27 protein-coding genes and 1 riboswitch are annotated in these 25,593 nt (G+C 36.7%); of the genes, 20 read left to right on the plus strand and 7 right to left on the minus strand.

What is annotated here, in order from left to right:
- Positions 1-95 precede the first annotated feature (95 nt).
- The 10 genes from GL301_RS05080 to GL301_RS05125 all read left to right on the plus strand — a co-directional run bounded on the left by GL301_RS05080 (position 96) and on the right by GL301_RS05125 (position 9,625).
- Positions 96-551, plus strand: a complete 456-nt coding sequence (locus tag GL301_RS05080; protein WP_003726676.1) for a LytTR family DNA-binding domain-containing protein — start codon at positions 96-98, stop codon at positions 549-551.
- Positions 548-976 (plus strand): DUF3021 family protein, encoded by a 429-nt coding sequence (locus tag GL301_RS05085; RefSeq protein WP_003730929.1) that lies wholly within the window; start codon positions 548-550, stop codon positions 974-976. Before GL301_RS05080 ends, GL301_RS05085 begins: the two co-directional genes overlap by 4 nt.
- Positions 973-1,884 (plus strand): ABC transporter ATP-binding protein, encoded by a 912-nt coding sequence (locus tag GL301_RS05090; protein ID WP_003726678.1) that lies wholly within the window; start codon positions 973-975, stop codon positions 1,882-1,884. The genes GL301_RS05085 and GL301_RS05090 overlap by 4 nt, the downstream gene beginning before the upstream one ends.
- Positions 1,877-2,731: an ABC transporter permease gene (locus GL301_RS05095; RefSeq protein ID WP_003726679.1), complete on the plus strand. Its 855-nt coding sequence runs from the start codon at positions 1,877-1,879 to the stop codon at positions 2,729-2,731. Before GL301_RS05090 ends, GL301_RS05095 begins: the two co-directional genes overlap by 8 nt.
- A gap of 81 nt (positions 2,732-2,812) precedes the next feature.
- Complete coding sequence (locus GL301_RS05100) at positions 2,813-4,381, plus strand: peptide chain release factor 3 (protein ID WP_003727054.1); 1,569 nt, start codon at positions 2,813-2,815, stop codon at positions 4,379-4,381.
- A 107-nt stretch (positions 4,382-4,488) separates the two neighbouring features.
- Positions 4,489-4,914 (plus strand): MarR family winged helix-turn-helix transcriptional regulator, encoded by a 426-nt coding sequence (locus GL301_RS05105; RefSeq protein ID WP_003740532.1) that lies wholly within the window; start codon positions 4,489-4,491, stop codon positions 4,912-4,914.
- Between the two features lie 52 nt (positions 4,915-4,966).
- Positions 4,967-6,328 carry an MATE family efflux transporter gene (locus GL301_RS05110; protein ID WP_021496694.1) on the plus strand — a complete coding sequence of 454 codons (1,362 nt, stop codon included), beginning with the start codon at positions 4,967-4,969 and terminating at the stop codon, positions 6,326-6,328.
- Between the two features lie 79 nt (positions 6,329-6,407).
- Positions 6,408-6,512: riboswitch (yybP-ykoY riboswitch) on the plus strand.
- A 97-nt stretch (positions 6,513-6,609) separates the two neighbouring features.
- Positions 6,610-7,377 (plus strand): TerC family protein, encoded by a 768-nt coding sequence (locus tag GL301_RS05115; protein ID WP_003727052.1) that lies wholly within the window; start codon positions 6,610-6,612, stop codon positions 7,375-7,377.
- A gap of 102 nt (positions 7,378-7,479) precedes the next feature.
- Complete coding sequence (locus GL301_RS05120) at positions 7,480-8,247, plus strand: TerC family protein (RefSeq protein WP_003726449.1); 768 nt, start codon at positions 7,480-7,482, stop codon at positions 8,245-8,247.
- Positions 8,248-8,299: 52 nt separating this feature from the next.
- Positions 8,300-9,625 (plus strand): TrkH family potassium uptake protein, encoded by a 1,326-nt coding sequence (locus GL301_RS05125; protein WP_003726450.1) that lies wholly within the window; start codon positions 8,300-8,302, stop codon positions 9,623-9,625.
- Positions 9,626-9,704: 79 nt separating this feature from the next.
- Here GL301_RS05125 and GL301_RS05130 read toward each other — a convergent pair whose 3' ends face one another.
- Both GL301_RS05130 and GL301_RS05135 read right to left on the minus strand, forming a co-directional pair.
- Entirely contained in the window at positions 9,705-10,073 is a 369-nt protein-coding gene (locus tag GL301_RS05130; RefSeq protein WP_003722859.1) for a DUF4064 domain-containing protein, read from the minus strand.
- A gap of 29 nt (positions 10,074-10,102) precedes the next feature.
- On the minus strand, positions 10,103-11,134 hold the full coding sequence (locus tag GL301_RS05135) for an acyltransferase family protein (protein WP_003726451.1): 1,032 nt from the start codon (positions 11,132-11,134) through the stop codon (positions 10,103-10,105).
- A 185-nt stretch (positions 11,135-11,319) separates the two neighbouring features.
- Between GL301_RS05135 and GL301_RS05140 the strand changes: the two genes are divergently transcribed.
- Positions 11,320-11,799, plus strand: a complete 480-nt coding sequence (locus tag GL301_RS05140) for a methylated-DNA--[protein]-cysteine S-methyltransferase (protein ID WP_003726452.1) — start codon at positions 11,320-11,322, stop codon at positions 11,797-11,799.
- A gap of 15 nt (positions 11,800-11,814) precedes the next feature.
- On the opposite strand, the gene GL301_RS05145 is transcribed toward GL301_RS05140, so the two are convergent.
- Both GL301_RS05145 and GL301_RS05150 read right to left on the minus strand, forming a co-directional pair.
- Entirely contained in the window at positions 11,815-13,983 is a 2,169-nt protein-coding gene (locus GL301_RS05145) for an ATP-dependent Clp protease ATP-binding subunit (protein ID WP_003727048.1), read from the minus strand.
- Between the two features lie 163 nt (positions 13,984-14,146).
- The gene (locus tag GL301_RS05150; RefSeq protein WP_003727047.1) at positions 14,147-14,758 is read right to left on the minus strand and encodes a CPBP family intramembrane glutamic endopeptidase; all 612 of its coding nucleotides are present in this window, start codon (positions 14,756-14,758) and stop codon (positions 14,147-14,149) included.
- Between the two features lie 145 nt (positions 14,759-14,903).
- On the opposite strand from GL301_RS05150, the gene GL301_RS05155 reads away from it, so the two are divergent.
- Positions 14,904-15,695 carry a carotenoid biosynthesis protein gene (locus GL301_RS05155; protein WP_003727046.1) on the plus strand — a complete coding sequence of 264 codons (792 nt, stop codon included), beginning with the start codon at positions 14,904-14,906 and terminating at the stop codon, positions 15,693-15,695.
- Here GL301_RS05155 and GL301_RS05160 read toward each other — a convergent pair whose 3' ends face one another.
- Both GL301_RS05160 and GL301_RS05165 read right to left on the minus strand, forming a co-directional pair.
- Positions 15,696-17,168, minus strand: coding sequence for a phytoene desaturase family protein (locus GL301_RS05160; protein ID WP_010958833.1), 1,473 nt, complete (start codon positions 17,166-17,168; stop codon positions 15,696-15,698).
- Between the two features lie 104 nt (positions 17,169-17,272).
- Complete coding sequence (locus tag GL301_RS05165; RefSeq protein WP_003726549.1) at positions 17,273-17,557, minus strand: YkvS family protein; 285 nt, start codon at positions 17,555-17,557, stop codon at positions 17,273-17,275.
- A 306-nt stretch (positions 17,558-17,863) separates the two neighbouring features.
- Here GL301_RS05165 and GL301_RS05170 point away from each other — a divergent pair, with 306 nt between their 5' ends.
- The 4 genes from GL301_RS05170 to GL301_RS05185 all read left to right on the plus strand — a co-directional run bounded on the left by GL301_RS05170 (position 17,864) and on the right by GL301_RS05185 (position 21,868).
- Complete coding sequence (locus GL301_RS05170) at positions 17,864-18,130, plus strand: phosphocarrier protein HPr (RefSeq protein WP_003719221.1); 267 nt, start codon at positions 17,864-17,866, stop codon at positions 18,128-18,130.
- Positions 18,130-19,848: a phosphoenolpyruvate--protein phosphotransferase gene (gene ptsP, locus GL301_RS05175; RefSeq protein WP_003722867.1), complete on the plus strand. Its 1,719-nt coding sequence runs from the start codon at positions 18,130-18,132 to the stop codon at positions 19,846-19,848. The genes GL301_RS05170 and ptsP overlap by 1 nt, the downstream gene beginning before the upstream one ends.
- Before the next feature lie 112 nt (positions 19,849-19,960).
- Positions 19,961-20,995: a YdcF family protein gene (locus tag GL301_RS05180; RefSeq protein ID WP_003726550.1), complete on the plus strand. Its 1,035-nt coding sequence runs from the start codon at positions 19,961-19,963 to the stop codon at positions 20,993-20,995.
- Positions 20,996-21,007: 12 nt separating this feature from the next.
- Positions 21,008-21,868, plus strand: a complete 861-nt coding sequence (locus GL301_RS05185) for an NAD(P)-dependent oxidoreductase (RefSeq protein WP_003726551.1) — start codon at positions 21,008-21,010, stop codon at positions 21,866-21,868.
- A 36-nt stretch (positions 21,869-21,904) separates the two neighbouring features.
- Here the strand turns inward: GL301_RS05185 and GL301_RS05190 are convergent, their stop codons facing one another.
- Positions 21,905-23,050: an aminotransferase class I/II-fold pyridoxal phosphate-dependent enzyme gene (locus tag GL301_RS05190; protein WP_003726552.1), complete on the minus strand. Its 1,146-nt coding sequence runs from the start codon at positions 23,048-23,050 to the stop codon at positions 21,905-21,907.
- A 219-nt stretch (positions 23,051-23,269) separates the two neighbouring features.
- Here GL301_RS05190 and GL301_RS05195 point away from each other — a divergent pair, with 219 nt between their 5' ends.
- The 4 genes from GL301_RS05195 to GL301_RS05210 all read left to right on the plus strand — a co-directional run bounded on the left by GL301_RS05195 (position 23,270) and on the right by GL301_RS05210 (position 25,558).
- Positions 23,270-23,491 (plus strand): hypothetical protein, encoded by a 222-nt coding sequence (locus GL301_RS05195; RefSeq protein ID WP_003726553.1) that lies wholly within the window; start codon positions 23,270-23,272, stop codon positions 23,489-23,491.
- Between the two features lie 304 nt (positions 23,492-23,795).
- Positions 23,796-24,029 (plus strand): YkuJ family protein, encoded by a 234-nt coding sequence (locus GL301_RS05200; RefSeq protein ID WP_003719227.1) that lies wholly within the window; start codon positions 23,796-23,798, stop codon positions 24,027-24,029.
- A 201-nt stretch (positions 24,030-24,230) separates the two neighbouring features.
- Entirely contained in the window at positions 24,231-24,683 is a 453-nt protein-coding gene (cbpB, locus tag GL301_RS05205; RefSeq protein WP_003726554.1) for a cyclic-di-AMP-binding protein CbpB, read from the plus strand.
- Positions 24,680-25,558, plus strand: a complete 879-nt coding sequence (locus GL301_RS05210; protein ID WP_003727043.1) for a transcriptional regulator CcpC — start codon at positions 24,680-24,682, stop codon at positions 25,556-25,558. Before cbpB ends, GL301_RS05210 begins: the two co-directional genes overlap by 4 nt.
- The last annotated feature ends 35 nt before the right edge of the window (positions 25,559-25,593 follow it).

Here is a 25,593-nt window from a genome sequence, read left to right on the forward strand (position 1 = left end):
TTTTGCATCTTAGTTAGTTAAAAATGCATGTTACTGAAATCAGCTTGTAGTTTTTGACATGGCGTTTATAATAAAAGAAAAAGGGAGGCAACCAGATGAAATTCCATGTGAAGCAAAATAATAATTTAGCAGTTGGTGAAGTGGATGTGTATTGCCATCCCGATAATTTAGAAGAAGTAACGAACATGGTAATAGGAATAGAAGAGTCAGCTGAAAAAATCTCAGTCAAAAAGGATGGAGCCACTTATTTACTAGAACCAAAAGCCATTTTATATTTTGAGGCAGTCGAAAGTAAGATTTTTGTTTATACGGAAAAAGAAATTTATGAAATCCATTGGAAATTATATGAACTGGAAGAAAAATTCAAGGAGAGTTCTTTTTTCAGATGTTCGAAATCAATGATCTTAAATATTGAATGGATTGAAAAGATTGCCCCTGGCTTCAACGGTAAATTTGAAGCGAAACTTTTAAATCGAGAAAAAGTAATTATTTCTCGGCAGTACGCGAAGGTTTTAAAGCAAAAATTAAACATGGGAGGTAAGCGGAAATGAGTACAAAACTAATTCAATTTATACAATCAGCATGCCTTATTTTTTCTGCCTCTATTATCACGATGATCTGCTCTTACATCGCAACTGGAGAATCAGAAACGGTCGCAATCCGGGATATTTTTATTATGCTAGGTTTTAGTATTGTGACAACATTCATACAGCAATTATTATTTAATAACTCAGTGAAAACGAAACGTGCTTTTTACAGTCGTTTGATTGCTTTCTTCCTCTTTATTGGCGCAGCAATTTTAGGGCTTGGTTGGTTGCTGGATTGGTATCATAACATAGCTGGGTTTATGATTATTTTGGGCTTTATTTGTGTGACTTTCCTTGTAATGCATATTTTCTTCAGCTTCCGTGATGTGAAATTCAGTAATGAAATTAATCAAAAACTAGCAGAAATGCGAGAAAGGGAGACAAAATGATAAAATTGATCAATGTAGTTAAAAAATTTGGCAAAATCGAGGCTGTCAAAGGTATTAATTTAGAAGTTGAAAAAGGCTCGTTATTTGCTTTTCTAGGCGAAAATGGTGCGGGTAAATCGACTACGCTTAGCATGATTTGCACAGAAAGCGAACCAACTTCGGGAGAAATTTTCATTGATGATGAAAAATTGACATTTAAAAACCGTAAATTATTTAGACAAAAACTAGGCGTTGTTTTCCAAGAAAATGTGTTGGATGACTTACTCACGGTGCGCGAAAATTTATATAATCGTGCTAGTTTATATGGGAAAACAAAAGCAGAAATTACGGAACGATTAGCGCTAGTTTCTTCTATTATGGGGATTGAGGATATTTTAAATCGGCGTTTTGAAAAATTGTCTGGTGGTCAAAAACGTCGCGCGGAAATTGCTAGGGCAATTATGCATGACCCAGAAATTTTGCTGCTAGATGAGCCAACGACCGGACTGGACCCAAAAACTAGAGTGAGTGTATGGAAAATTATTGATTATTTGCGAGAAGAATTAGGAATGACGGTGTTTTTAACGACACATTATTTAGAAGAAGCCAAAGATGCGGATCAGTTGGCTGTAATCCATAAGGGGAAAATCATCGCGCAAGGGACACCAGCAAACATTAGAAGTCGTTTTTCTGTAGACAAAATTTTCTTTTACGATGCAAAAGTTGCAGAACTTCAAAAAATAATGAAAAAAATGAATTTACCATTTAAAGTGACTAACAGAACGATGCGTGTAGATGTCATAGATGAAAATGTCGAAATATTGGCTATTTTAAATCAGGCTATAGGATTTTACGACTCTTTTGAGGTGATTAAAGGGAACTTAGATGACGCTTTTATTTCGATGATTAAGGAGGACTCCAATGATTAGTCGTAATTTAAAAATTTATTTTCGTGATAGAACAGCTGTATTTATGTCATTACTAACTGTTTTAATTATTATTGGGCTGTATGCGATTTTTTTAGGAAATAATATGGAAGAGATGTTCAAACAGGCTTCTGGAAAAACGATAGGGATTCAAGAATTAGTGAATACTTGGGTGATTGCGGGGATTTTATCCATTACACCTGTGACAGTATCGTTAGCTGTTTTTTCTTTGAAAGTACATGATGAAGAATTAAGTATTGCGAGAAGCTTTGCGATAACACCAGCTTCCAGATGGCGTATTGTTATTAGTTATATTGTTAGTGGACTAGTTGCTTCCTTCTTGTTGTCTGTTGTAACACTTTTTGTTGGAGAAATGTATATTTGGTTGACTGGCGGAGCATTTTTACCTTTTGAGAGCTGGATTCGTTTAATTGGGGTTATTTTAATTAATGTTTTCTGTTGTAGTAGTATGATGTTTTTTATCGCCAGTTTGGTGAAAAAAGCGAGTGCCTTTAGCTCCGTTTCGACGATTGTTGGGACTGTTATTGGTTTTATTGCAGGGATTTATTTACCCATTGGTTCACTTCCGGCTACGGTGCAAACTGCGATGAAATGTTTTCCTTTCACATACGGAGCTTCTACCATTCGAGAAATCATGACGAAAGAGCCATTACAACAAGTTTTTGCAGGTAATACTCAGGCGATGGATGCAACAAAAGAAATGATTGGAATTACGATTTATTGGAGCGATAAAACAGTTACAACAGGGCTTAGTTTACTTATTTTAAGTGCCTTTGCAGTCGTGTTTGGTGTATTATCTGTGATCCTCATGAAACGACAAACAAAATAATTTTTGAATAAAAAATCAGCCGAAATTCTCCTAGTTATGCTATACTAATGGAATGTGAATGAATCTAGGAGGAAAATAACAATGAGTCAAGATTTGCAAAAAGAAGTTGCTTCACGCAAAACGTTTGCGATTATTTCTCACCCGGATGCTGGGAAAACGACGATTACGGAACAATTATTATTATTCGGTGGCGTTATTCGTTCAGCTGGGACTGTAAAGGGAAAGAAATCTGGCAAGTTTGCGACAAGTGACTGGATGGAAATTGAAAAACAACGTGGTATCTCGGTAACGAGTTCTGTGATGCAGTTTGATTATAATGGTTCAAGAATTAATATTTTGGATACACCGGGTCACTCGGATTTCAGTGAGGATACGTACCGGACATTGATGGCAGTGGATAGTGCAGTTATGGTTATCGATGCTGCGAAAGGGATTGAAGCCCAAACGCTAAAACTTTTCAAAGTTTGTCGGATGCGCGGGATTCCAATTTTTACTTTTATTAATAAAATGGACCGTCAAGGGAAAATGCCGCTTGAATTACTTGCTGAATTAGAAGAAGTTCTTGGCATTGAATCGTATCCAATGAACTGGCCAATTGGTATGGGGAAAGAGCTTGCTGGGCTTTATGACCGCTATCATCGTGTGATTGAACAATATCGTTCAGAGGAAGATGAGCGTTTCTTGCCACTTGGTGAAGATGGTGATTTGAAAGAAGCACATGCTATTCAAAAATCACTTTATTATGATCAAGCATTGGAAGAAATTATGTTACTTGATGAGGCTGGAAATGATTTTAGCCGGGAACGTATTATTGCCGGTGAACAAACACCAGTATTCTTTGGAAGTGCCTTAACTAATTTTGGTGTAGAAACTTTCTTACGTACATTTGTTGATTTTGCGCCATCTCCTTCAAGTCATGAATCGAATGAGGGCGTGATTGAAGCTGATAATCCGAAGTTTTCTGGCTTTATTTTCAAAATCCAAGCGAATATGAATCCTGCTCACCGGGACCGGATTGCCTTTATTCGAATTTGTTCAGGCGAATTTGAACGCGGCATGAATGTTACGTTAACGCGAACGGGCAAAAGTATGAAGCTTGCTAACTCAACGCAGTTTATGGCGGATGACCGGGAAACTGTTAATCGTGCGGTAGCTGGTGATATTATCGGTTTGTACGACACGGGAAATTACCAAATTGGCGATACGATTACTAATGGAAGTAAAAAACTTGAATTTGAAAAACTTCCGCAGTTTACCCCAGAATTATTTATGCGTGTTTATGCGAAAAATGTTATGAAACAAAAGCATTTCCATAAAGGCGTCGAGCAACTTGTTCAAGAAGGTGCGATTCAATTATTTAAAACGTGGCGCACGGAAGAATACATTATTGGGGCTGTTGGTCAGTTGCAATTTGAAGTATTCGAACACAGAATGCGTGGCGAATATAATTCAGAAATTCGGATGGAACCAATCGGCAAAAAAATCGCTCGTTGGGTCAAAGAAGAAGATGCGGATGAAAAACTATCCACCGCTCGAAGTATGCTCGTAAAAGACCGCTTCGACCAACCGTTATTCTTATTTGAAAATGAATTCGCAATTAATTGGTTTAATGATAAAAATCCAGATATCGAATTAACTTCATTACTATAATAGCTGCAACCTATTTGTACTTTCGCAAATAGGTTGTTTTTTTGCTTGACAATTTTTTGAAACGCGCTATAATTAGTTAGAATTCTAATTAATAAGGAGGAATACTCGTGAGAAGAGAGAAAACGATGGATACGTTAATTCGTTCGATTATGATTAAATCCAAACGGAAAATGGACGCAAAAGTAGCTCAATTTGGGCTGACAACTCAACAAGCTAGAGTTCTAGGGTTTTTAAATGATAATGCGGCAAATGAAATTATCCAAAAAGATCTTCAGCGAATCTTCCAAACGCGTGGCGCAAGTATTACTAGCCTCATTCAAGGACTCGAGAAAAAAGAATTAATTTCTCGTAAACCAAGCATTCGAGATGGCAGAGAAAAAGTAGTCACTTTAACAGAAGAAGGTAAACGAATAGTGGACGAATTTAATGAATCCTTCCCGCGTGAAGATGATAAAGCGAAAAAAATCCTTTCCGCTGACGAGTATAAAATCTTTATTGATCTACTTAGTAAAATTGATGACAATACGGAATAAAAAAATTTAACTATATAGTTAGAGTTCTAACTAATTTTGAGGGGGAACCAAAATGAAACACTCAGATAATTATTATTTAACAAAAGCGAGCATTCCTAAAGCGATAGCACATTTATCTATTCCGATGATGCTTGGAATGTCTGTAGGGGTCATATATAACATTATCAATGCGTTCTTTATAGGCTTGTTGCATGATACGTCGATGTTAACCGCGGTGACACTTGGATTACCGATGTTCACCGTTTTGATGGCGATTGGTAATATGTTTGGAGTAGGTGGTGGAACGTATATTTCGCGCTTGCTTGGGAAAGAAGAGGGAATAAAGGCAAAACAAGTATCCGCCTTTGTTTTATATGGAAGTTTAGTATTAGGAATTATCTGCGCCATCTTACTTGGCTTTTTGATTAATCCAGTTACTTATTTTCTTGGGGCAGATGCAACGAGCTTTTTACACACGAAAAATTATACGTTGGCGCTTTTAATTTGTAGCCCGTTTATTATTGCGAATTTTGCTTTAGAACAGGTGGTTCGGTCTGAGGGAGCTTCGCGGGTTTCTATGAACGGAATGATAATTGCTACAGTTGTTAATTTAGTATTTGATCCATTGCTTATTTTGTATTTTGATTTTAATGTGGTGGGGGCCGCAGTTTCGGTAGGATTAGCAAGTTTATTTTCGCTGATTTACTATGCTTGGTATTTAGAGAAGAAAAGTGATTATTTATCGATTCGTTTTAAATGGTTTAAAGCAACAAAAGAAATCGTTCAAAATGTGTTTAAAATTGGTGTTTCAGAGTTGCTTTTATCGTTATTCCTCATTGTGACAACGCTCGTTTTAAATCATTATTCGATGATTTACGGGGAAGGAGTAGTTGCAGGTTTTGGCGTGGCGCTTCGGGTGGTGCAGCTCCCTGAATTTATTTGTATGGGACTTTACATGGGGATTATTCCGCTGTTAGCTTATAATTATGGTTCGGGTAATATTGCGCGGTTTGAAAAAGCAATACGGGCTACTGCAATTAGTATCGGGCTTATTGTGCTCTTACTTTCGAGCCTGGTATTCCTCTTCCGTTTCCAAGTGATGCATCTATTTAGTGACAGTCAAAGTGTGATAACGCTTGGTGTGCATATTATGGTTGCGATGTTGATATCTTCTCTTTTCAGTGGATTTACGGGTCTGTTTACGAGTACTTTTCAAGCGATTGGGAAAGCGATTCCGGCTACGATTATGTCTGTTTCACAAGGCATCATTTTTATCCCAGTCATCATTTTAGGACAACATTATTTCGGACTTATGGGTGTGATTTGGTCCTTAACAGCGACTGAAATTCTGACATGTATCATTGGTGTGACACTATTCACAATCCACAATGTCAAAATAGCTAGTAGCGCAAAAACGAAAGACTTAGCCGTTTAAAAAGTTTGTGAGAAAAATTAGTTGACGAGAAGTTCTATATTATGGTATTATTCTCTAGGTAATCATATATCGTTCTTTGACAAATGTCAGAGGGGAGTAGCGCTGATTAGCTTTTTAATCAGGATAAAGTCGTCATTACATGATAGAGATATCATCGGTTTTATCACATTTAATTTTAAATGTTAGCGAGACCTTTGCCTTTACGGGCAGGTCTCGCTTTTTTGTTTCTTCAAAATAGGAGATCTTTGACATTTTAATAGAACAAAGGAGGAAAAGAATTAGTGGATACAGCAATGATTTTAGAGTACGGTTGGGTGTTACTTGTCCTAATCGGTCTTGAGGGGATTTTAGCAGCAGATAATGCAGTGGTTATGGCTGTGATGGTCAAACATCTCCCAGATAAACAACAGAAAAAAGCGTTATTTTACGGATTGATGGGTGCCTTTGTTTTCCGTTTTGGCGCATTATTCTTAATTTCCTTTTTGGCAAATGTTTGGCAAGTTCAAGCGCTTGGTGCCGCATATTTACTATATATCGCTATTAGTCACATTTGGAAACATGCAAAAGGAAAAGACGGAGAAAAAGAGAAGAAGGAAAAAGCTGGCTCTGGTTTTTGGATGACAGTTCTAAAAGTAGAGATTGCCGATATTGCGTTTGCGATTGATTCCATGCTTGCGGCAGTAGCACTTGCCATTACTCTTCCAGAAACAGGATGGGGACACATTGGAGGAATTGATACCGGGCAATTTGCGATTATGTTCTTAGGTGGACTTGTCGGCCTCATTATTATTCGTTTTGCAGCAACACAATTTGTTAAATTACTAAAAAGTTATCCAAGCCTCGAAACAGCCGCATTTTTAATTGTTGGTTGGGTAGGCGTGAAGCTTGTTATTTATACACTAGCTCATCCAAGTCTTGGGGTAATTCCACACAGCTTCCCTGAGTCAACACTGTGGAAATTAATTTTCTGGGGTGTGATGATTCTTATTATTATATGGGGATGGTTCGTTTCCTATCGTAGTAAGAAAAAAGCAGAAACAACTAAATAATTTTTAATAGACCAGAAGTGCATATTTGTACTTCTGGTTTTACGTACAACCAGATGCTGAAAACATAATTTTATGATAGAGTAGAAGGATGGTGAATGAGGAATGGATGTTTCTATTTGGGGCGAATATGCGTTAGTTTTCCTTGTTTTAGTAGTACTTGAAGGAATTCTTTCCGCAGATAATGCCGTAGTTATGGCAGTAATTGTTAAAGGTTTACCGCACGATAAACAACGAAAAGCCTTGTTTTATGGGTTAGTAGGTGCCTTTGTTTTTCGTTTTATTGCACTATTTTTAATTTCATTTTTAGTAAAAATTTGGGAAATACAAGCTATCGGCGCGGTTTATTTATTGTACTTAGCAATTAAGCACATGTGGCGCCTTAAAAAAGGTAAACAAGAAGAAGTCAAAGAAGCATCAGAAGCCAAATCAACTTCCTTTTGGGGTGTAGTAGCTCGTGTGGAATTGACAGATATTGCTTTTGCACTGGATTCCATGTTAGCTGCAGCAGCATTAGTAGTTACTTTGCCAGATTTAGGGAATTTTGATATTGGGGGAATGAACGGTGGGCAATTTATCGTGATGTTCCTTGGTGGTATCGCAGGACTTGTCGTAATTCGTTTTGCAGCCACACAAGTGGTTAAATTATTAGAGCGTTACCCTACACTTGAAACAGCAGCGTTTTTAATTGTTGGTTGGGTTGGTGTGAAAATGGCGGTTCTAACGCTAGCACATCCTTCTGTAGCAATTATTCCAGAAGATTTTCCGGATTCAGCGGTTTGGAAGCTGACATTCTGGTCGGTTATGATAATAATAGGTTTGGGTGGTTATATCATTGCGAGAAAAAAAGAGAAGAAAACCAAAAGAGTTTGAATATGATCAGGAAGTAAAATTGCGCAGAAGATTAAAACTGGTGTTAGCACGTATGACGCCCGTTCAAGTAATTATCGCGTATTATTTTATTGCGGTTACGATTTCTACCATCGTCTTAAGCTTACCGTTCACTCTACAAAAAGGGGTCAAGGTGTCGTTTATTGATACTCTATTTACAGCAGCGAGTTCGGTTAGTGTTACCGGGCTTGCAACAGTAGACGTTAGCCAGACTTATAGTACTGCTGGAATTTGGGTCTTAATGGCGATTTTCCAAATTGGTGGACTTGGTGTTATGATGATTAGTACGTTTTTCTATTTGATTTTAAAAAGACGGATTGGCTTAAAACAACGTCAATTAATTATGACGGATACTAACCAATTTACAATGAGCGGGATGGTCCGGATGCTTCGTGAGATTCTAGTGCTTATTTTCGGTATTGAGTTAATTGGAGCCTTGATTTTAGGGATTTACTTTATTCCGCTGTATCCGAATTTTTGGGACGCGATGTTCCAAGGATTATATAATTCTGTTTCACTCGTGACCAATGCGGGGGTTGATATCACCGGTAAATCGCTAATGCCCTTTGCCAATGATTATTTCGTTCAATTTATTTCGATTCTGTTGATTATTGCAGGTGCGATAGGTTTTCCTGTATTGCTTGAAACACGTAGATTTTTATTTGAAAAAAATACGTTAATTCCGTTTCGCTTTTCCCTTTTCGTGAAAGTAACGACGCTAACTTATTTTGTGCTTTTAATTGTGGGTGGTTTACTTATTTGGCTGTTTGAATATCATCATTTCTTTAGTGGGAAAAGTTGGGATTTCGGGTTCTTTAATTCGATGTTCTTATCTGCAACTTCACGTAGCGCAGGCTTACAAACGATTGATAGTGGGGCGTTGTCAATCTCTACGTTGTTGCTCGTTTCCTTCTTAATGTTTATTGGAGCATCGCCAAGTTCTGTTGGTGGTGGGATTCGAACGACAACTTTTGCAATTACGATTTTATTCATTTATTCGGTTATTCGCGGTCGAAAGCATGTGTACATTTTTGGTCGGGAATTGCATCAAGAAGACGTGCGGAAGTCACTCGCGGTCACGTTAGTAGCAGGGTTTTTGAGTATATCGGCTATAGTCGTTTTAATGCAAACAGAGACCGCCTCGTTAATTGCCGTCATTTTTGAAGTCTTTTCGGCGTTTGGTACTACAGGGCTTTCTGTAGGTTTGACACCAGATTTATCTACGCCGGGTAAAATTATTATTATTGCATTAATGTTTATTGGGCGCGTTGGTATTATGTACTCAATGCTGAGTTTAAGAAATAAAAATCAACCTAAAAATGCGATTCGTTTACCAAAAGAGAAAATTATTACAGGTTAATATAAAAGCCATTCTGATTGCAGAATGGCTTTTTTGTCCATGAAAAAACCTCTTGATCAAAATGACCAAGAGGTGATTTTTAATATTTTGATTTTGGAACGGGGCGTCTGAAAATACCCATTAAACCAGTTAAAGTGATTAAGATTCCGGAGATAATCCAAGCAGTTCCGATAACGAAGAAGAGCACGATACCGATAATTACTAAGATAACACCCCAACCACGTGGAGCTGATTTGATTAGAAGGGAAGCAATTAATGCAACTACAGATGCGATTAATGTAATCCACCCTAGATTTGCTAACTCGTTACCTAATTCACCAGGTAAATAAGTAAATGTTTGTATATAATCTGTGACTGAATCTCCATAATTAATAATCCAAAAGCCAACTAGAATCCCAATGATAGAGCCAATTAATCCGATAATAATTTCTGGTTTTCTTGAACCCATAATACAACCTCCTTTTTCTATCTATACGTTTAATAACTTTCCCGTTTTGTTAAGCGGCTAAACACATCTCGCAGCATAGATACCCTAAGTTCGATTACCGGTTGAACGAATATTTTTACCAATCGACTTGATAATAATACCGTTAAAACAAAAGTAACGACGAATAGAAGTAAAAATGTTGATGGGCTATATTGAAAGTCAGTTTGACTACCTTCACGAAAAAACTTAATAAAGAAGCCATGCAACAAATAAACATATAAAGTATTTTTACCCCATTTAGTGAAAAATAACCTCTTTCTAGGAATAAAACTGAAAAAAGCCGCAATCGAACCAAAACTAATCAAGTAGACAAGTGCGCGAATGAATAGACCTAACGACTTTACTTCCACAAAGTTTGCATAAGGCTTAGAACCTAAAAACCATTTATCATTTAAGTTAGGGTGAAATGTAATAAATGATAGAAGTAAAACAATGAAAATGCCCCCGAGAATCATGACAAAATGCGTTTTAAGGTAATAAAAATGTTCTTTCTTTAAAAAATAGCCAACTAAGAAAAACGGGAAAAAAACAAGTGTCCGAGATAAACTCAAATACCCCCCAATAATATCAAAATAGCCAGCAACCAATCCAACGAAGAGAGCAATGCAAATCGACTTCCAAGGCTTTATTTTTGCAAAAATAAATAACATTATATTCCAGAAAAACAAACTTAGTAAAAACCAAAGTGACCATTCAGGATCAAGGAATTGGATAGAAAGATTGTCTTTACTTAAAAGAAAATAATAAAAAATACTATATATTAGCTGAAAAAACACATAAGGTAAAATGAGCTTTTTCATCGTCTTTTTTAAATAACCGGGCTTACCAAAACTTTTAGCGAAAAATCCGGATATTAGCACGAAAGCAGGCATGTGAAACGTGTAGATATAAATATAAAGCACACGAACACCCGCATAATCCGCGATAAATGTTTGGAGAAAATGTCCGAAAACAACTAGAAAAATTAGAATAAACTTGGCATTGTCGAAATAACTTTCCCGCTTTAAGGCGGTTTGTTCCATAAAAAACAGTCCTTTCTATTCTATGTTGACAAACTATTGTTTATTTTACCCTGAATTCTGTAACGCTTATCCAACAGTTAAGTAACAAAAAGTATCAAATATTAACAGGGCATGACAGCTAGTTGCGAATGGAAGAGGGAAGTGCTATCTTTAGAATAATAACTTAAGGGGAGAGGAGCGACAGAATGCTAAAACAACAAAAATCATCGCCAGTGGGTGATTTATTTATAACTATAGATGAAAAGTGGATTAGGAATATTTCGTATGACGAGCCCAAAAATTGGGAACTTCTAGAAGGAACTATAATAGAAAAAGAACTTTTTCAAGCATTAACTATCCAACTAGATGACTATTTTGAAGGCAAGAGAGAGCATTTTGATTTGCCGGTGCTCCTTAAAGGAACCGATTTTCAACAAAAGGTTTGGCAAGCATTGAGTGAAATTCCGTATGGGGTTGTTGTGAGTTATAAAGACATTGCGATTTCAGCAGGTAGCCCTAAAGCTGTGCAAGCAGTAGGACAAGCGAATCGCGCTAACCCAATTCCGATTATTATCCCATGTCACAGATGCGTGAAAAGTAATGGAGAACTTGGGGGCTATAACGGGGCGGATGTAGATAAGAAACAATATTTACTTGCATTAGAAAAAGGCTTGAGTTTAAGTTAACTCAAGCCTTTTTTATTACACTGTTACTTGTTCTGTTATAGTAATTTCTTTATTTTCGTTAAGGGTTGCAACAAGATGTTTTGCTTCTGGTTGTTCAATTAGACTGTCGGCAATCGCATCTTCTAGGTGTTCTTGGATAGTCCGGCGTAGTGGACGTGCTCCGAATTTAGGGTCATAACCAAGGTCAATCAAATGTTCTTTTACTTCTTTAGAAACATCGATTGTCACATCTTCTTGAGCGAGCATTTCATTTAAATCAACGAGCATTAAGTCGATGATTTGTACTAAATCGTCTTTTTCTAGGGATTTAAATTCAATGACGCTGTCTAGACGGTTTAAGAATTCTGGTTTGAAGTATGCGCCTAATTTTGCTAAGATGTCAGAACCTTTTTCAAGTTTTGCTTCGGTTGTTGTATTAAAGCCGACCGAAGCTTCTGTGTCAGTTGCGCCAGCGTTACTTGTCATAATGATGACTGTATCTTTAAAGCTCACTGTACGTCCTTGTGAATCAGTTAGTCGACCGTCTTCTAAAATTTGCAGGAACATATGTTGAACGTCTGGATGTGCTTTTTCGATTTCGTCTAACAAAATGATGCTATACGGATTGCGACGAACTTTTTCTGTTAATTGTCCAGCTTCTTCGTGACCAACATAGCCAGGAGGGGAACCGATTAATTTAGAGACGCTGTGTTTTTCCATGAATTCACTCATGTCTAAACGAATCATCGCTTCACTAGTACCAAACAATTCACGAGCTAGCGTGCGTCCAAGTTCTGTTTTTCCGACACCAGTTGGTCCAACAAATAGGAAGGAACCAATTGGGCGATTTTTTGATTTGAGGCCAACACGGCTACGACGAATTGCTTTAGCTACTTTTCTTACAGCATCTTCTTGACCAATGACTTTTCCAGTTAAGTTACTTTCTAAGTTCTTCATTTTAGATTGCTCGTCTTCTTGTAAGCGTCCTACTGGAATACCTGTTTTTTCTTCAATAATTGCTTGGATGTCGGATGCTTGGATGACTGGACGCTCTGAGAAGGAGTTATTTGTTTTATTTTCTTCTAAGCGAGTAATTTCATCACGAACTTTGGCTGCCTTTTCGTAGTCTTCCATTTGAAGAGCTTGATTTTTTTCATCTTCTAAACGGGCAACACGTTCGCTCACCGTATTTTCGTCCAGTTTTTCAATGGATAGATTATATTTCGAGCCAACTTCATCCATTAAATCAATTGCTTTATCTGGCAAATGACGATCTTGGATATAACGAGCGCTTAATTCAACTGCTGCTGTTAGTGCTTCTGGTGAATAAACTACTTCATGGAAATCTTCATATTTTGGTTTTAAACCATTTAAAATAGTTAGCGTTTCTTTTGTGGATGGTTCGCTTACAGTTACTGGTTGGAAACGGCGCTCAAGTGCGGCATCTTTTTCGATTGTGCGGTATTCTTTTAGTGTAGTAGCACCAATCATTTGTAAATCGCCACGAGCTAGAGCTGGTTTTAGAATGTTTCCTGCATCCATCGAGCCTTCTGCGGAACCTGCCCCAACAATCGTATGCACTTCATCAATAAAGAGAATCGTGTTTTTACGTTCTTGTAGTTCTTTAATCAGTTGTTTCATGCGTTCTTCAAATTGACCGCGTATCCCTGTTCCAGAAACAAGTGAAGCGACATCTAATAAGATAACTTCTTTGTTCATTAATTTGCTTGGAACTTCTCCTGCGACAATCGCATTTGCAAGTCCTTCGACGACAGCTGTTTTACCAACACCTGGTTCACCAATTAAGACTGGATTATTTTTATTACGGCGGTTTAATATTTCAATGACGCGTTTAATTTCTTTGTCACGACCGATGACAGGGTCGAGTTGCTCATTTTTCGCCATATCTGTTAAGTTTGTTCCAAATTCATCTAGTAAACCATTGCCGCCACCAGCAGTTTGTGTTTGTACTTGTGCTTGGTTTCTTTGTTCACGGTTTGCTTGGTTTGCAGCACCACTTAATTGACGGAAAATATCGTCAAACGGGGAACCGCTTGCTCCTGGGAACTCATTCGCCCCAAAGTTTGCTTGATTTCTAACTTCTGCATAACAAGAGGCACAAAGCGGCATTTCTACACGCTTGCCATTAATATTCATATATAGTTGGATTGTTGCTGGATTTTGATTACATTTTTCACAGTTCATATATAATTTCCTCCTTTTAAAAATGAGAAATGAAAGGTCTTGACTTTGACTATCTTTGACCTTATGACTTTATTATATACTGACCTATTTTGACTTTCAAGTATTTTGCTTATTTTTTTTTATAAAAAAAACACCCCTAAAAAGGAGCGTTTTTGTGCTATTTTTAATAAATTGGTAAGGCTGCGAGTAACAAAAACGCAAAGGTTAGATGCGATAAATATAGCATGAGTAGGCTTGGGCGATAGGAGTACATGATATTCCATACGAGCGAAGCGACAAAGATACCGATAATCGCTGCAAAGTTGCCACTTGGGAACATCATTACCATACATAGTAACGCTGCAAAAACATTCGAAAACCAAGGATTGAAATAATGGTTTAATCGTTTTAATACGAAGCCGCGCCAGAAAATTTCTTCTCCAGGGATAATGGCCACGATAAGCAGTAGCCAAATTATCAAAGAATGCGTCGAATACTTATTAAAAGCAGCTTCTACAGAATTTTCTAGACCGCCTGGCATTACTTTAATAATAAAAGCGCCTATGTAAAAAATAATATAAAGGACAATTCCGGAAAAAATACCTGGCAAAATGCCTTTAACGAACGAAAACTCTTTTTTTAAATCATCATTAAAAATCACAAAACTAAGTAAAAATAACATCCCAGCTCCATATAAATACCAAAAAACACGTGGGAACTGATATGTTAGTATAACGAGTAGGGCGCATAAAACAAGGCCCAGTACAAGTTTATAATCGATCTTGATGCTTTTCAAAATACTTTACACCTCTTCTTAACAAATACTTCTCATACTACTTTAAAACAAATGAAATCGTTTGGCAACAATTAAACAAAAGATAAGATAAAAGTTGTGGAATTTAATAAATCCTATATAATGAAAAAATAGGAGTGGTTCATAGATGTTAGAAAAAAACTACAAATTTTTACTTTGGATTTATATATTCTGGTTTTTAGGTAGCGTTTTGTTAGTATCCTTACACATTATTCCACCAGAGCTAACTGCAGTTCAATCACTATTTTTAGTATTTACTGGTGTTTTTGCGGCTGTTTTCTTTATTATGCAATATGGTAAATGGCTTGGTTCTGCTATTACGCTACTTATTTTTGTTGTCAGTACATGTATTGAATGGATGCAACTAAGTTATACAGATGAATATATTGGTTCAACGTTAGGTGGAAGTGTTTACGGAATTCCTATTACAATGGGCTTTATTTGGGTCGGAATGGTTGCCGGGACGCATATTATCGCTCGGGAAATTACATTGAAAATTAATATTGACTGGATTCGTGGAGGTATTTATTCGTTTATCGCAGCAACGATGGTAATGATTTTTGAGGTTTTAATCGAACCAATTACAATGCAATCAAAACAACTTTACATTACGCAAAACGGCTTCACGATTTTGCAGTTATCTGACTTTATTAATTGGTGGCTTTTAGGACTTATTTTACATTTAATGATTTACTTTATTTTGAGTTTAACGGATAGTTGGGAGCGTCTTAAATATCCAGATTTAAAATCAGAAATTGTCATCGTTTATTGGATTATTATTGCCTTTTTCGTATTTTTGTCCTTTTACCTTGATTTATGGACATCTATTGCGATTATTATCGTTTCTAATATTATTTTCACTGCTTGTTATTTTTTCAGTTTGGAAAAAGAAGCGCAGCCTAAAAAGAAATCCGAATGATTACTCGGATTTCTTTTCTTTTTGTAAAAATTTCTGGGTTGCGATTTGCGCATTTTCAATAATAAATGGAAGCGAGCTACCCGACATCGCGCCTGCACCAATTACAAATAAGTTTTTGAATGTAGGCGATTTTTTGGAGGGATGTAAGTAACCGTGCTGGCGCCATAAATGCTGTAAACCAAAGATCGCGCCGTGTTTAACATGATATTTCTTTTCCCAGTCTATCGGTGTAATGATATATTCTTCTTCAATTTGCGATTCTAAATCTGGTAAATCTAACCGTTCTTTGATAGTTTCTAGCACTAATTGACGAAAAGCAGGTGTTTCTTTTTTCCAATCAATATTACTCGTATTGTTAGGCACAGGAACCATAATTCGAATACTAGAATGATTAATTGGCGCCATTGTATTATCAGTTGCAGAAGGATTAGTCAAATGTATAGCGATATCCTTAGAGAGGATTTTTTTATGCATTGTATTATGCGCAAATTCTCGGTAATTTTCAGGGAAAATAATTGATTGATGCGAAAAAGGTAACACTGTTTTTAAACCAAGATAAAGGATAAAGGCAGAAGAGGAGTATTCTTTATTGTCCAATTTATCTGGATGCTCATTTGTTAAAGAATAAATGAAATCTAAATTGGTGAAATAATAATCTGCTTCAATTGTTTTTCCATTGGCAAGAACAGCGCCAGTTATTTCTTTACCATTCGATTCAAATGCTGTCACCTCGGAATTGAAGAAAAACTTCCCTTTATTTTCTGTAACTACTTGTTGCATCGCTTCGACAATTTTATTTTGCCCACCAATTGGATGAAAGGTTCCATAATAATATTCGGAAAAAGGAATAATACTATAAGCAGCTGGAATATCCCATGGTGACATGCCTAAATACCGCATCTGTAAGGAAAAAGCGATGCGAAGGTACTTACTATTAAAATATCTTGCTAAATCATCCATCAACGATCGTCCAAGTGTCAAACTAGGTATAGCACGCAAAGTTGTAGGGCGGAAAAAATCAAATAAAGAACTATAATTAAATTGATTGAGCGGCGAAATATATAGCATTTTTTTCGTGTTTTCTTTCATAAAGCGTTCAAAACCAGCTTCTTCGCCAGGAAAGTAAGTTTGGATAACCGCTTTTGTTTCAGATTGATCGCTATAAAGCGGGAAGGTGATATCTTTAAAATAAAGCGTATGAATTGGATTGATTGGTAAAAGCGAAACATAATCCAAAATATTACGATTACAATCCATAAAAAGAGAAGTCAAAACATGCGTCATGGTGAGTGCAGAAGGTCCGACATCAAATGAGTATTTACCCATTCTGTGTAACGCCGTTCTTCCACCAATTCGATCATTTTTTTCATAGATGTTTACTTGATAACCTAGTTGACTTAATAGCATACCGGCCGCCAACCCACCAGGTCCAGCTCCTATAATGGCAATTTTCTTTTTACTTTCCAATTTCAAACGCTCCTTTACCCCGTTTATATACATATAAAAAACGCAAAAATATAGAGCATTATCACTCGGAAATGCTTTATTTTTGCGCGCTTAAAAACTATTCTGTTTTTTTATTCTTCTGTTTCTTCTACATTTTCAACTTCATCATCTTCTTCTACAGAATGAATAATTTGGTAATTCTTGTGGTTAACCACTGTTTTTTCTTCAATACCTAAATCTTTAAAATTTTCCATATAAGTTAAGTCGACTATAACGGAATTCTCATTGAGTTTTTCAACGATTCCTGTAAGGCCATCCTTAAATTCAATAATGTCTCCAACATGTGCTTTTGCCATTGTTATCACTCCTTCAATTTTCGGTGTTGCGTCTATCTTGCTGAAAAAGAATGTATGCATTTTTGAACCTTCCTTAAATTTTGCACTAAAAACCTATTAAAATCAACTATAAGCCATTAAAAAGTGCTATTTAATTCAAAACAGAAACAATTTAGAGATAAATTTAAAAAAACGTTCTATTTTTTCTATTTAAAAAGAGCGAAATAAGGTGCTCTGCAAAAAAACATTCTAAAAAATTTTTAATCAAATAGTTGTAACAATAGGTAAAACATGGTACTCTTTTTAATTGAGGGATAGTCTTTTTGGCTGAAGTTTTTTCGGCTTAAAAGGTTACAACAAATTTCTTTACAAAGGAGAATGTAAATTATGGAACAAGCAAGTTTTGTAGTAATCGATGAAACAGGAATTCACGCACGCCCGGCAACTCTATTGGTGCAGGCTGCAAGTAAATACAGCTCTGACGTTCAAATTGAATACACTGGCAAAAAAGTAAACCTTAAATCAATCATGGGCGTTATGTCTCTTGGTATTGGTAAAGGCGCTGACATTACTATCTACACTGAAGGTAGCGATGAAAAAGAAGCAATTGAAGGACTAACTGAAGTTCTTAAGAAAGAAGGATTGGCTGAATAATGGCTAAAGAGTTGAAAGGTATCGCAGCATCTGATGGGATTGCCATTGCGAAAGCTTATCTGCTCGTTGAACCTGATCTTTCCTATGAAAAAACAGAAGTTACGGATGTTGAGAGTGAAGTAAAGCGTTTTGAAAGCGCGTTAGAAGTTTCTAGAACAGAACTTTCAATGATTCGTGAGAAAGCTGCTAAAGACTTAGGCGAAGATAAGGCACAAATTTTTGACGCGCATCTTCTAGTGTTAAATGATCCTGAATTAACAGGACCAATTGAAGAAAGTATCAAAAATTCTAAAACGAATGCAGAAACAGCTTTACAAGAAACGACAGACATGTTTATTGGTATGTTTGAATCTATGGACAACGAATACATGCGTGAACGTGCAGCGGATATTAAAGATGTACGTAAACGTGTTCTTTCTCACTTACTAGGTGTAACTATTCCTAATCCAGCTTTAATTGATGAGGAAGTAGTTGTTGTTGCAGCTGATTTAACGCCTTCCGATACCGCACAACTTAACCGTAACTTTGTTAAAGGTTTCGTAACGGATATTGGTGGACGTACTTCTCACTCCGCTATTATGGCACGTTCTCTTGAAATTCCAGCAGTAGTTGGAACAAAAGAAGTTACTGCTAGCGTAGCGAAAAACGATATTGTTATTATTGATGGTTTGGAAGGTAATGTTATCATCCACCCAACAGAAGAACAAATCGCTCACTATGAAAAAATTAAATCTGATTTTGCTTTACAACAAGCAGAATGGGATAAACTTAAAAATGAAAAAACCGTTTCTAAAGACGGCGTTCACGTGGAGCTTGCAGCAAACATCGGAACTCCGAATGATTTAGAAGGTGTTATTTCTAACGGTGGGGAAGCAGTTGGACTTTATCGTACAGAATTCTTGTACATGGGTCGCGACAATTTCCCAACAGAAGAAGAGCAATTCGAAGCTTATAAAGCAGTAGTTTCCGGAATGGACGGAAAATCTGTGGTTGTTCGTACATTAGATATCGGTGGCGATAAAACATTACCATACCTAGAACTTCCTGAAGAAATGAACCCATTCTTAGGATTCCGTGCAATCCGTCTTTGTTTTGCGAATGAAGAATTATTCCGTACACAACTTCGCGCCTTACTTCGCGCAAGTGTATATGGTAACTTAAAAATTATGTTCCCGATGATTGCAACAGTAAATGAATTCCGTCAAGCGCGTGATATTTTACTAGATGAGAAAGCAAAACTAAAAGCTGCTGGAACAGAAGTATCTGATTCCATCGAACTTGGAATTATGATTGAAATTCCTGCTGCTGCTGTTCTTGCTGATCAATTTGCGAAAGAAGTTGATTTCTTCTCTATCGGAACAAATGACTTAATTCAGTATACAATGGCTGCAGACCGTATGAATGAACGCGTTTCTTACCTTTACCAACCATACAATCCATCCATTTTACGTTTAGTCAAAATGGTTATCGATGCTTCTCATAAAGAGGGCAAATGGACTGGTATGTGTGGAGAAATGGCTGGAGATCAAACGGCTGTACCACTTCTTTTAGGCCTAGGCTTAGATGAATTTTCAATGAGTGCTTCAAGCATTCTTAAATCTCGTTCGTTAATCAAACGTTTAGATCAATCTGAAATGGTGAAATTAGCGGAAGAAGCTTTAAATAAATCTACAGCAGAAGAAGTTGTAGAATTAGTTGAAAAATATACTGCAGAATAATATCTGAATAAAGACCTAGACAATTTTGTTGTCTAGGTCTTTTTATGTTGTGAAATAGCCTCCGCCCAAGTATAATTGGAAATACAGTTAGTTTTAAAAGGGGGCAACAAGATTGGTTATCTATCTATTAGCAGGTTTTTTTCTGCTTCTGTTCATTGTCTTGTCGTTTATAGATAGACGACGTATTAGCAATGGGATTATTTTGACAATGGCACTATTTTTTTCTGTGCTTTCGGTGGTTTATGCTACTTTTTCAAAAGGGAATGAACTACTCGTCTCGGTTATGGGGACGGTGTTACTTTTATTAGTTTTACTTATTCCATTTTTTGTTGTAGGGATAGCAACGATGCTCATTGTAAATGGACGATTAATGTTGAAACGTGAAGGGCGTAAATTAGCCAATATGCTTCCTTTAATTATTGGTTTAGGCATTTTAGCACTTATTATTACATGGTTCGGTAGTATTTTAAAAACAGGTAGTCCGATTCTTGGGATTGTGGTAGTTTTTATTGTGGCATTAGTTGGTTATTTTTCCTTTTTATTTTTATCGTTTCTTTTATCGACTTTTCTCTATCAATTTAATTTCCCAAGATATAATCAAGATTTTCTGATTGTACTAGGAAGTGGTCTGATAGGCGGTGATAGAGTACCTCCATTGCTTGCTAGTCGGTTGAATCGCGCTATTAAGTTCTACGACAAGCAATACGCCAAAAAAGGCAAACGAGCTACTTTTATCGTATCTGGTGGACAAGGTGCTAATGAAACTATTTCAGAAGCAGAAGCGATGCGAGGTTATTTAATAGAAAAAGGCATTGATGAAAATTTTATTATTATGGAAGATCAATCCGTTAATACACTGCAAAATATGAAATTTTCAAAGGCAAAAATGGATGCAATTATGTCAAACTATAATAGTTTATTTTCAACGAATAATTTTCATTTATTTAGAGCAGGTATTTATGCAAGAAAAGCGGGCTTGAAGAGTCAAGGGATTGGTGCAAAAACAGCTTTATACTATATGCCTAATGCGTTAATTCGAGAATTTATTGCTATTACTGTAATGTATAAAAAAGTACATATGGTCTTACTTGGTTTATTACTATTGTTTTTTGCGTTTTTAGCGATTATAGGTGTTACTTTTAGATAGGAGGTTAGCCTGATGGAGAAAATTGGATTTGTTGGTACAGGCGTAATGGGTTCGAGTATGGCAGGGCATTTACTGGAGGCTGGTTATGAAGTATTGGTGTATACTCGCACAAAAACAAAAGCAGAAGATTTACTTGAAAAAGGAGCACTATGGATAAAAACACCAGGAGAATTGGCTAATAAAGTGGATATATTAATTTCAATGGTTGGTTATCCAAAAGATGTGGAAGAGCTTTACTTAGGCGAAAATGGCTTTTTAGAAAATTTAGCGGTTGGCACAGTAGCAATCGATATGACAACTTCCTCACCGGCATTAGCTAAAAAAATGGCTGAATTTGGCCGTGAAAAAGGAATCGGTGTACTCGATGCTCCTGTTTCAGGTGGCGACATAGGCGCGAAAAATGGCACGCTCGCAATTATGGTAGGAGGATCTGAAGACGTATTTTTAAAAGTGAAACCAATTTTTGACATTCTTGGTAGCAGTGTGATTCTGCAAGGTGATGCAGGTGCTGGACAACATACCAAAATGGTGAATCAAATTGCAATTGCTTCCAACATGATTGGTGTGACTGAAGCGATCATTTATGCGGAGGCGGCTGGACTTAATCCATCAAGTGTTCTCGATTCAATTTCAGGTGGTGCAGCAGGCAGTTGGTCGCTTGCAAACTTGATTCCACGTGTACTTAAGGATGATTTTTCTCCGGGTTTCTTTATTAAGCATTTTATAAAAGATATGGGAATCGCAATCTCAGAAGCAAAACAAATGGGCTTAGAACTTCCTGGGCTAACTTTAGCTGAAAAAATGTATCAAACGCTAGCTGAACAAGGTTTGAGTGAAGAAGGGACGCAAGCGCTCATTAAATATTATCGTTAAAAAAACATCCACTAATTTAAGTTAGTGGATGTTTTTTTATTTTGCTATAAACTGAGCCATTCGATCTAATGCTTCAGCAAGATTATTAAAGGAAGTAGCATAAGAAAGACGGAAGTAACGATCGCCTTTTTCGGAAAAAGCATTTCCAGGAACAACTGCAACCTTGGCTTCTTCAGCAAGTTTTACAGCCCAATCGAAAGCATTTTCGGTTATTTCATCGGGAAGTTTGACGAAGAAGTAAAATGCACCATCTGGCGGGATGACAGTAAAGCCCATTTTTTCTAGTCGATCTTGAGTGAAATTAGCGCGTGTTTTGTATTCAGTTCGCATTTGAAAAGCATCGTCTTTGCCGTTAGTAAGAGCTTCTAGTGCTGCTTTTTGGGAAATGGAACTTGCGCAAGTAACCGAATATTGATGGATTTTCAACATTTCTTGTGTAAGGGCTTCTGGTGCAAGTAAAAAGCCAATTCGCCAACCAATCATTGCGTGAGATTTTGATAAACCGTTGATAACGATTGTCTGCTCTCTTAGTAAAGGCGCAATGCTCACGTGCTCCTCGTGATAAGTTAATTCACTGTAAATCTCATCAGCAATGACAAAAATACCTGTTTCATTTAGTACTTCTGCTAATGCGAAAAGTTCTTTTTTAGAGAGTGTAACACCGGTCGGATTGGATGGATAAGGAATGATAAGTGCTTTAGTTTTTGGTGTGATATGTGCTCGTAATTGTTCAGGTGTTAATTTGAAATTAGTTTCGGTCGTATCAACTTTAACCGGGTGCGCTCTATTTAACGTAATTAGAGGCTCGTAACCTGGATAAATAGGGTCTGGTAAGATAACTTCATCCCCAGGCTCCAAAATCGTTTGCAAGGCAACGGAGATAGCCTCTGTAGCGCCGACAGTAACGATAATTTCTTTATTATTATAGGACAAGTCATATTTTTCATGAAAATAAGTGGAAGCTGCTTCGAGTAATTCTGGCATCCCGGCATTGGGTGTATAGTTGGTGAAATTTTCTTCTATTGCTGAAATGGCCGCTTGTTTGACATGCTCAGGCGTTGGAAAGTCAGGTTCGCCAAGTGTTAAACGGATCATATCAGGAATACCCGTCACTCGTGTATTAAAAGTTCTGATACCACTTACTTGAATATCGCGTAATTCTGGTCGAATAGATTTTGTCATTTTCGTCACCTTTCTTTATAAGAAAATCCCGTGAAAATCAGGTGGGAGTAAGCTTCGTGATTTCATTCCATTATAGCTTAAAAAGGAAGAAAAGCAAAATGTCTGAAAATATACCTAAAAAACCTTGCACTTTTATGTAGAATACTATAAGATAGTTTTAATAATGATAATCATTTTCAGTTAGAAATGATTACTTCAATGCGGAAGGGGCCACCGGATATGACTAAACCAGGTAAATACGAAGCTCTCTTTTTTCCAACAAAAGATGGCTTGCTAAAAATACATGCTTATGGCTTTAATCCCTGTGGTTCATGGGGCGAAGTATTTGCAACAATTGGTGATCAAACAATATGCGTTAAAGGTTTCAATCGCCACAAAACCATCGTACGAGCGACAAAAATGATTATCAGTGCTACTGCTAATCGGAAAAATGAATTTTAATTATCAAAGACTGTAGGAAGGTTAATCCCTTTTTATAGTCTTTTTTTTGGATAAAATAACGGCAAAGTAGAACAAATCATGTCTTTTAGGTTAATTTAAAATAATTTCTTTTTCTGAATATTTCCAGAACCCTTGCGTTATACGTGCGGTTTGCGATAAAATTTGGTAGTATAGTGAAAGAAATAAGATATGGCGAAAAAACCAGATATGAGGAAATATGTAAAAAAGCATTGCCACGCGCGTATAATAGCAAGGTATGCCAATTTTTGCACGTCAGATGGTGGATTTGAGAGGAGAGTGTAAGATGTCTCAGTTATTGGGAATTATTCAACGTTTACATGCAATGCAAGAAGATGAGTCTGCTGAAACACAAGCAAGACGTTTTGAAAAAAATGGTACGCCCGTGTGCGAAGTAAAGTTTTTTCAAGCTTCTAACTCATTTGAAGTAGAAATCTACGGCGACAATAGTAAATATCAATTCGATGATATTGATATGACTGCTATCGAAATTTTTGAAACGCTACAAGAAAACGAATAACATGGTAAAGATCGGATAAGCCGGTGGTTTACTTAGGGGGCTGTGAATTTATATTCACAGCTTTTTTTGTTTTCAAGCACTAAATGAAAGAAATTAGACCAAATAGTATGGTAGAATAGGAGATGGAAAAGTTTCGATTTATTTTAAAAAGTTGAAAGAAACTTCGTAGAGCTTGAAAATAAAGGAAGAGGAAGATTCTAAATGATCTCAAATAGATTTGGACAATTTATTGATAATGAACTAGCTGATTCGATGATTTCCGCTGAAAAGGTTGCTCATGTACAGCTTGGTAATAATTTAGAACATGCATTACTTGTTTTAACTAAATGTGGTTATTCAGTTATTCCTGTACTAGACTTTGAATTTAAACTCCATGGATTAATAAGTGCAGCAATGATTACGGATGCCATTCTTGGACTCGAACGTATCGAATTTGAACGATTAGAAGACTTAAAAGTAGAGGATGTCATGCAAACGGATTTCCCAGTAATCAAAGATTTTAACAATAACGAACGAATTGTGCACTTACTTGTGGACCATCCTTTTGTATGTGTTGTAGATGCTGACCACCATTTTGAAGGGATAGTAACAAGACGTGTTGTTTTAAAACAAGTCAATCGTTATATTCATTTGCAGGTGGAGGAAAATAGATGATTGTAACAGAATATGAATTACTTGTTTGTTTAGCAGAAGAGCTTAATATGCGTAAAAGTGCGGAAAAACTATTTTTAAGTCAACCGGCCTTATCGCAACGCTTACAAACGATTGAAAGTAGATGGAATACCAAAATTTTTATTCGTACACAAAAAGGCTTACTGCTTACACCAGAAGGAGAAGCTATTGTTCGTCATGCGTCTAGTGTCATTGAACGAGAGCACACTATTCAAGAAAAACTCGAAGCGATGGAAGGCGTTGTCCGCGGAACATTACGAATTGCTTGTGCAAGTGTAGTGGCGCAAATGTGGCTTCCTCGGGTTCTGAAAGCATTTTCAAGAACGTACCCTAATGTGCAAATTTCACTTGTAACTGGCTGGAGCAGTGAAGTTACGCAACAACTCGCTGCTGGAAATGTCCATATCGGCATTGTCCGTGGAAGCTCCACATGGAAAAGTGTTCAAAAACCGTTATTTAATGACAAATTAATTTTAGTAGACACAGAAATTACCAAAATTGAAGAAGTTTTCCAAACTAATCGACCATTTATTCAATTTCGCAGTGATTCGAATTATTACCAAGTTATTCAAGACTACTGGCAACGAAATTTCGGAAAAATGCCACGCCAAGCAATGCTTATGGATCAGATGGAAACCTCTAGACAAATGGCCTTAAATGGTATTGGTTTTGCAATTTTACCGGAAGTGACGATGATAGGCTACACAGATAAAATCAACAAAATTCCCTTAACGGAAAAAGATGGCTCGATTTTAAGCCGGGAAACCAACTTGCTGACCTATGAACAGTCACTCAGTTTACCACAAGTGAAGGCATTTTTAGAAATAACAGATAAATTCCTTGAACAAGTTAAATAGCTATGGCAAAATAGAAAACAGAACGTATCGGAAGG

Origin of the sequence: Listeria sp. LM90SB2 (genome assembly GCF_028867355.1) — a bacterium.
GTDB lineage: Bacteria > Bacillota > Bacilli > Lactobacillales > Listeriaceae > Listeria > Listeria monocytogenes_B.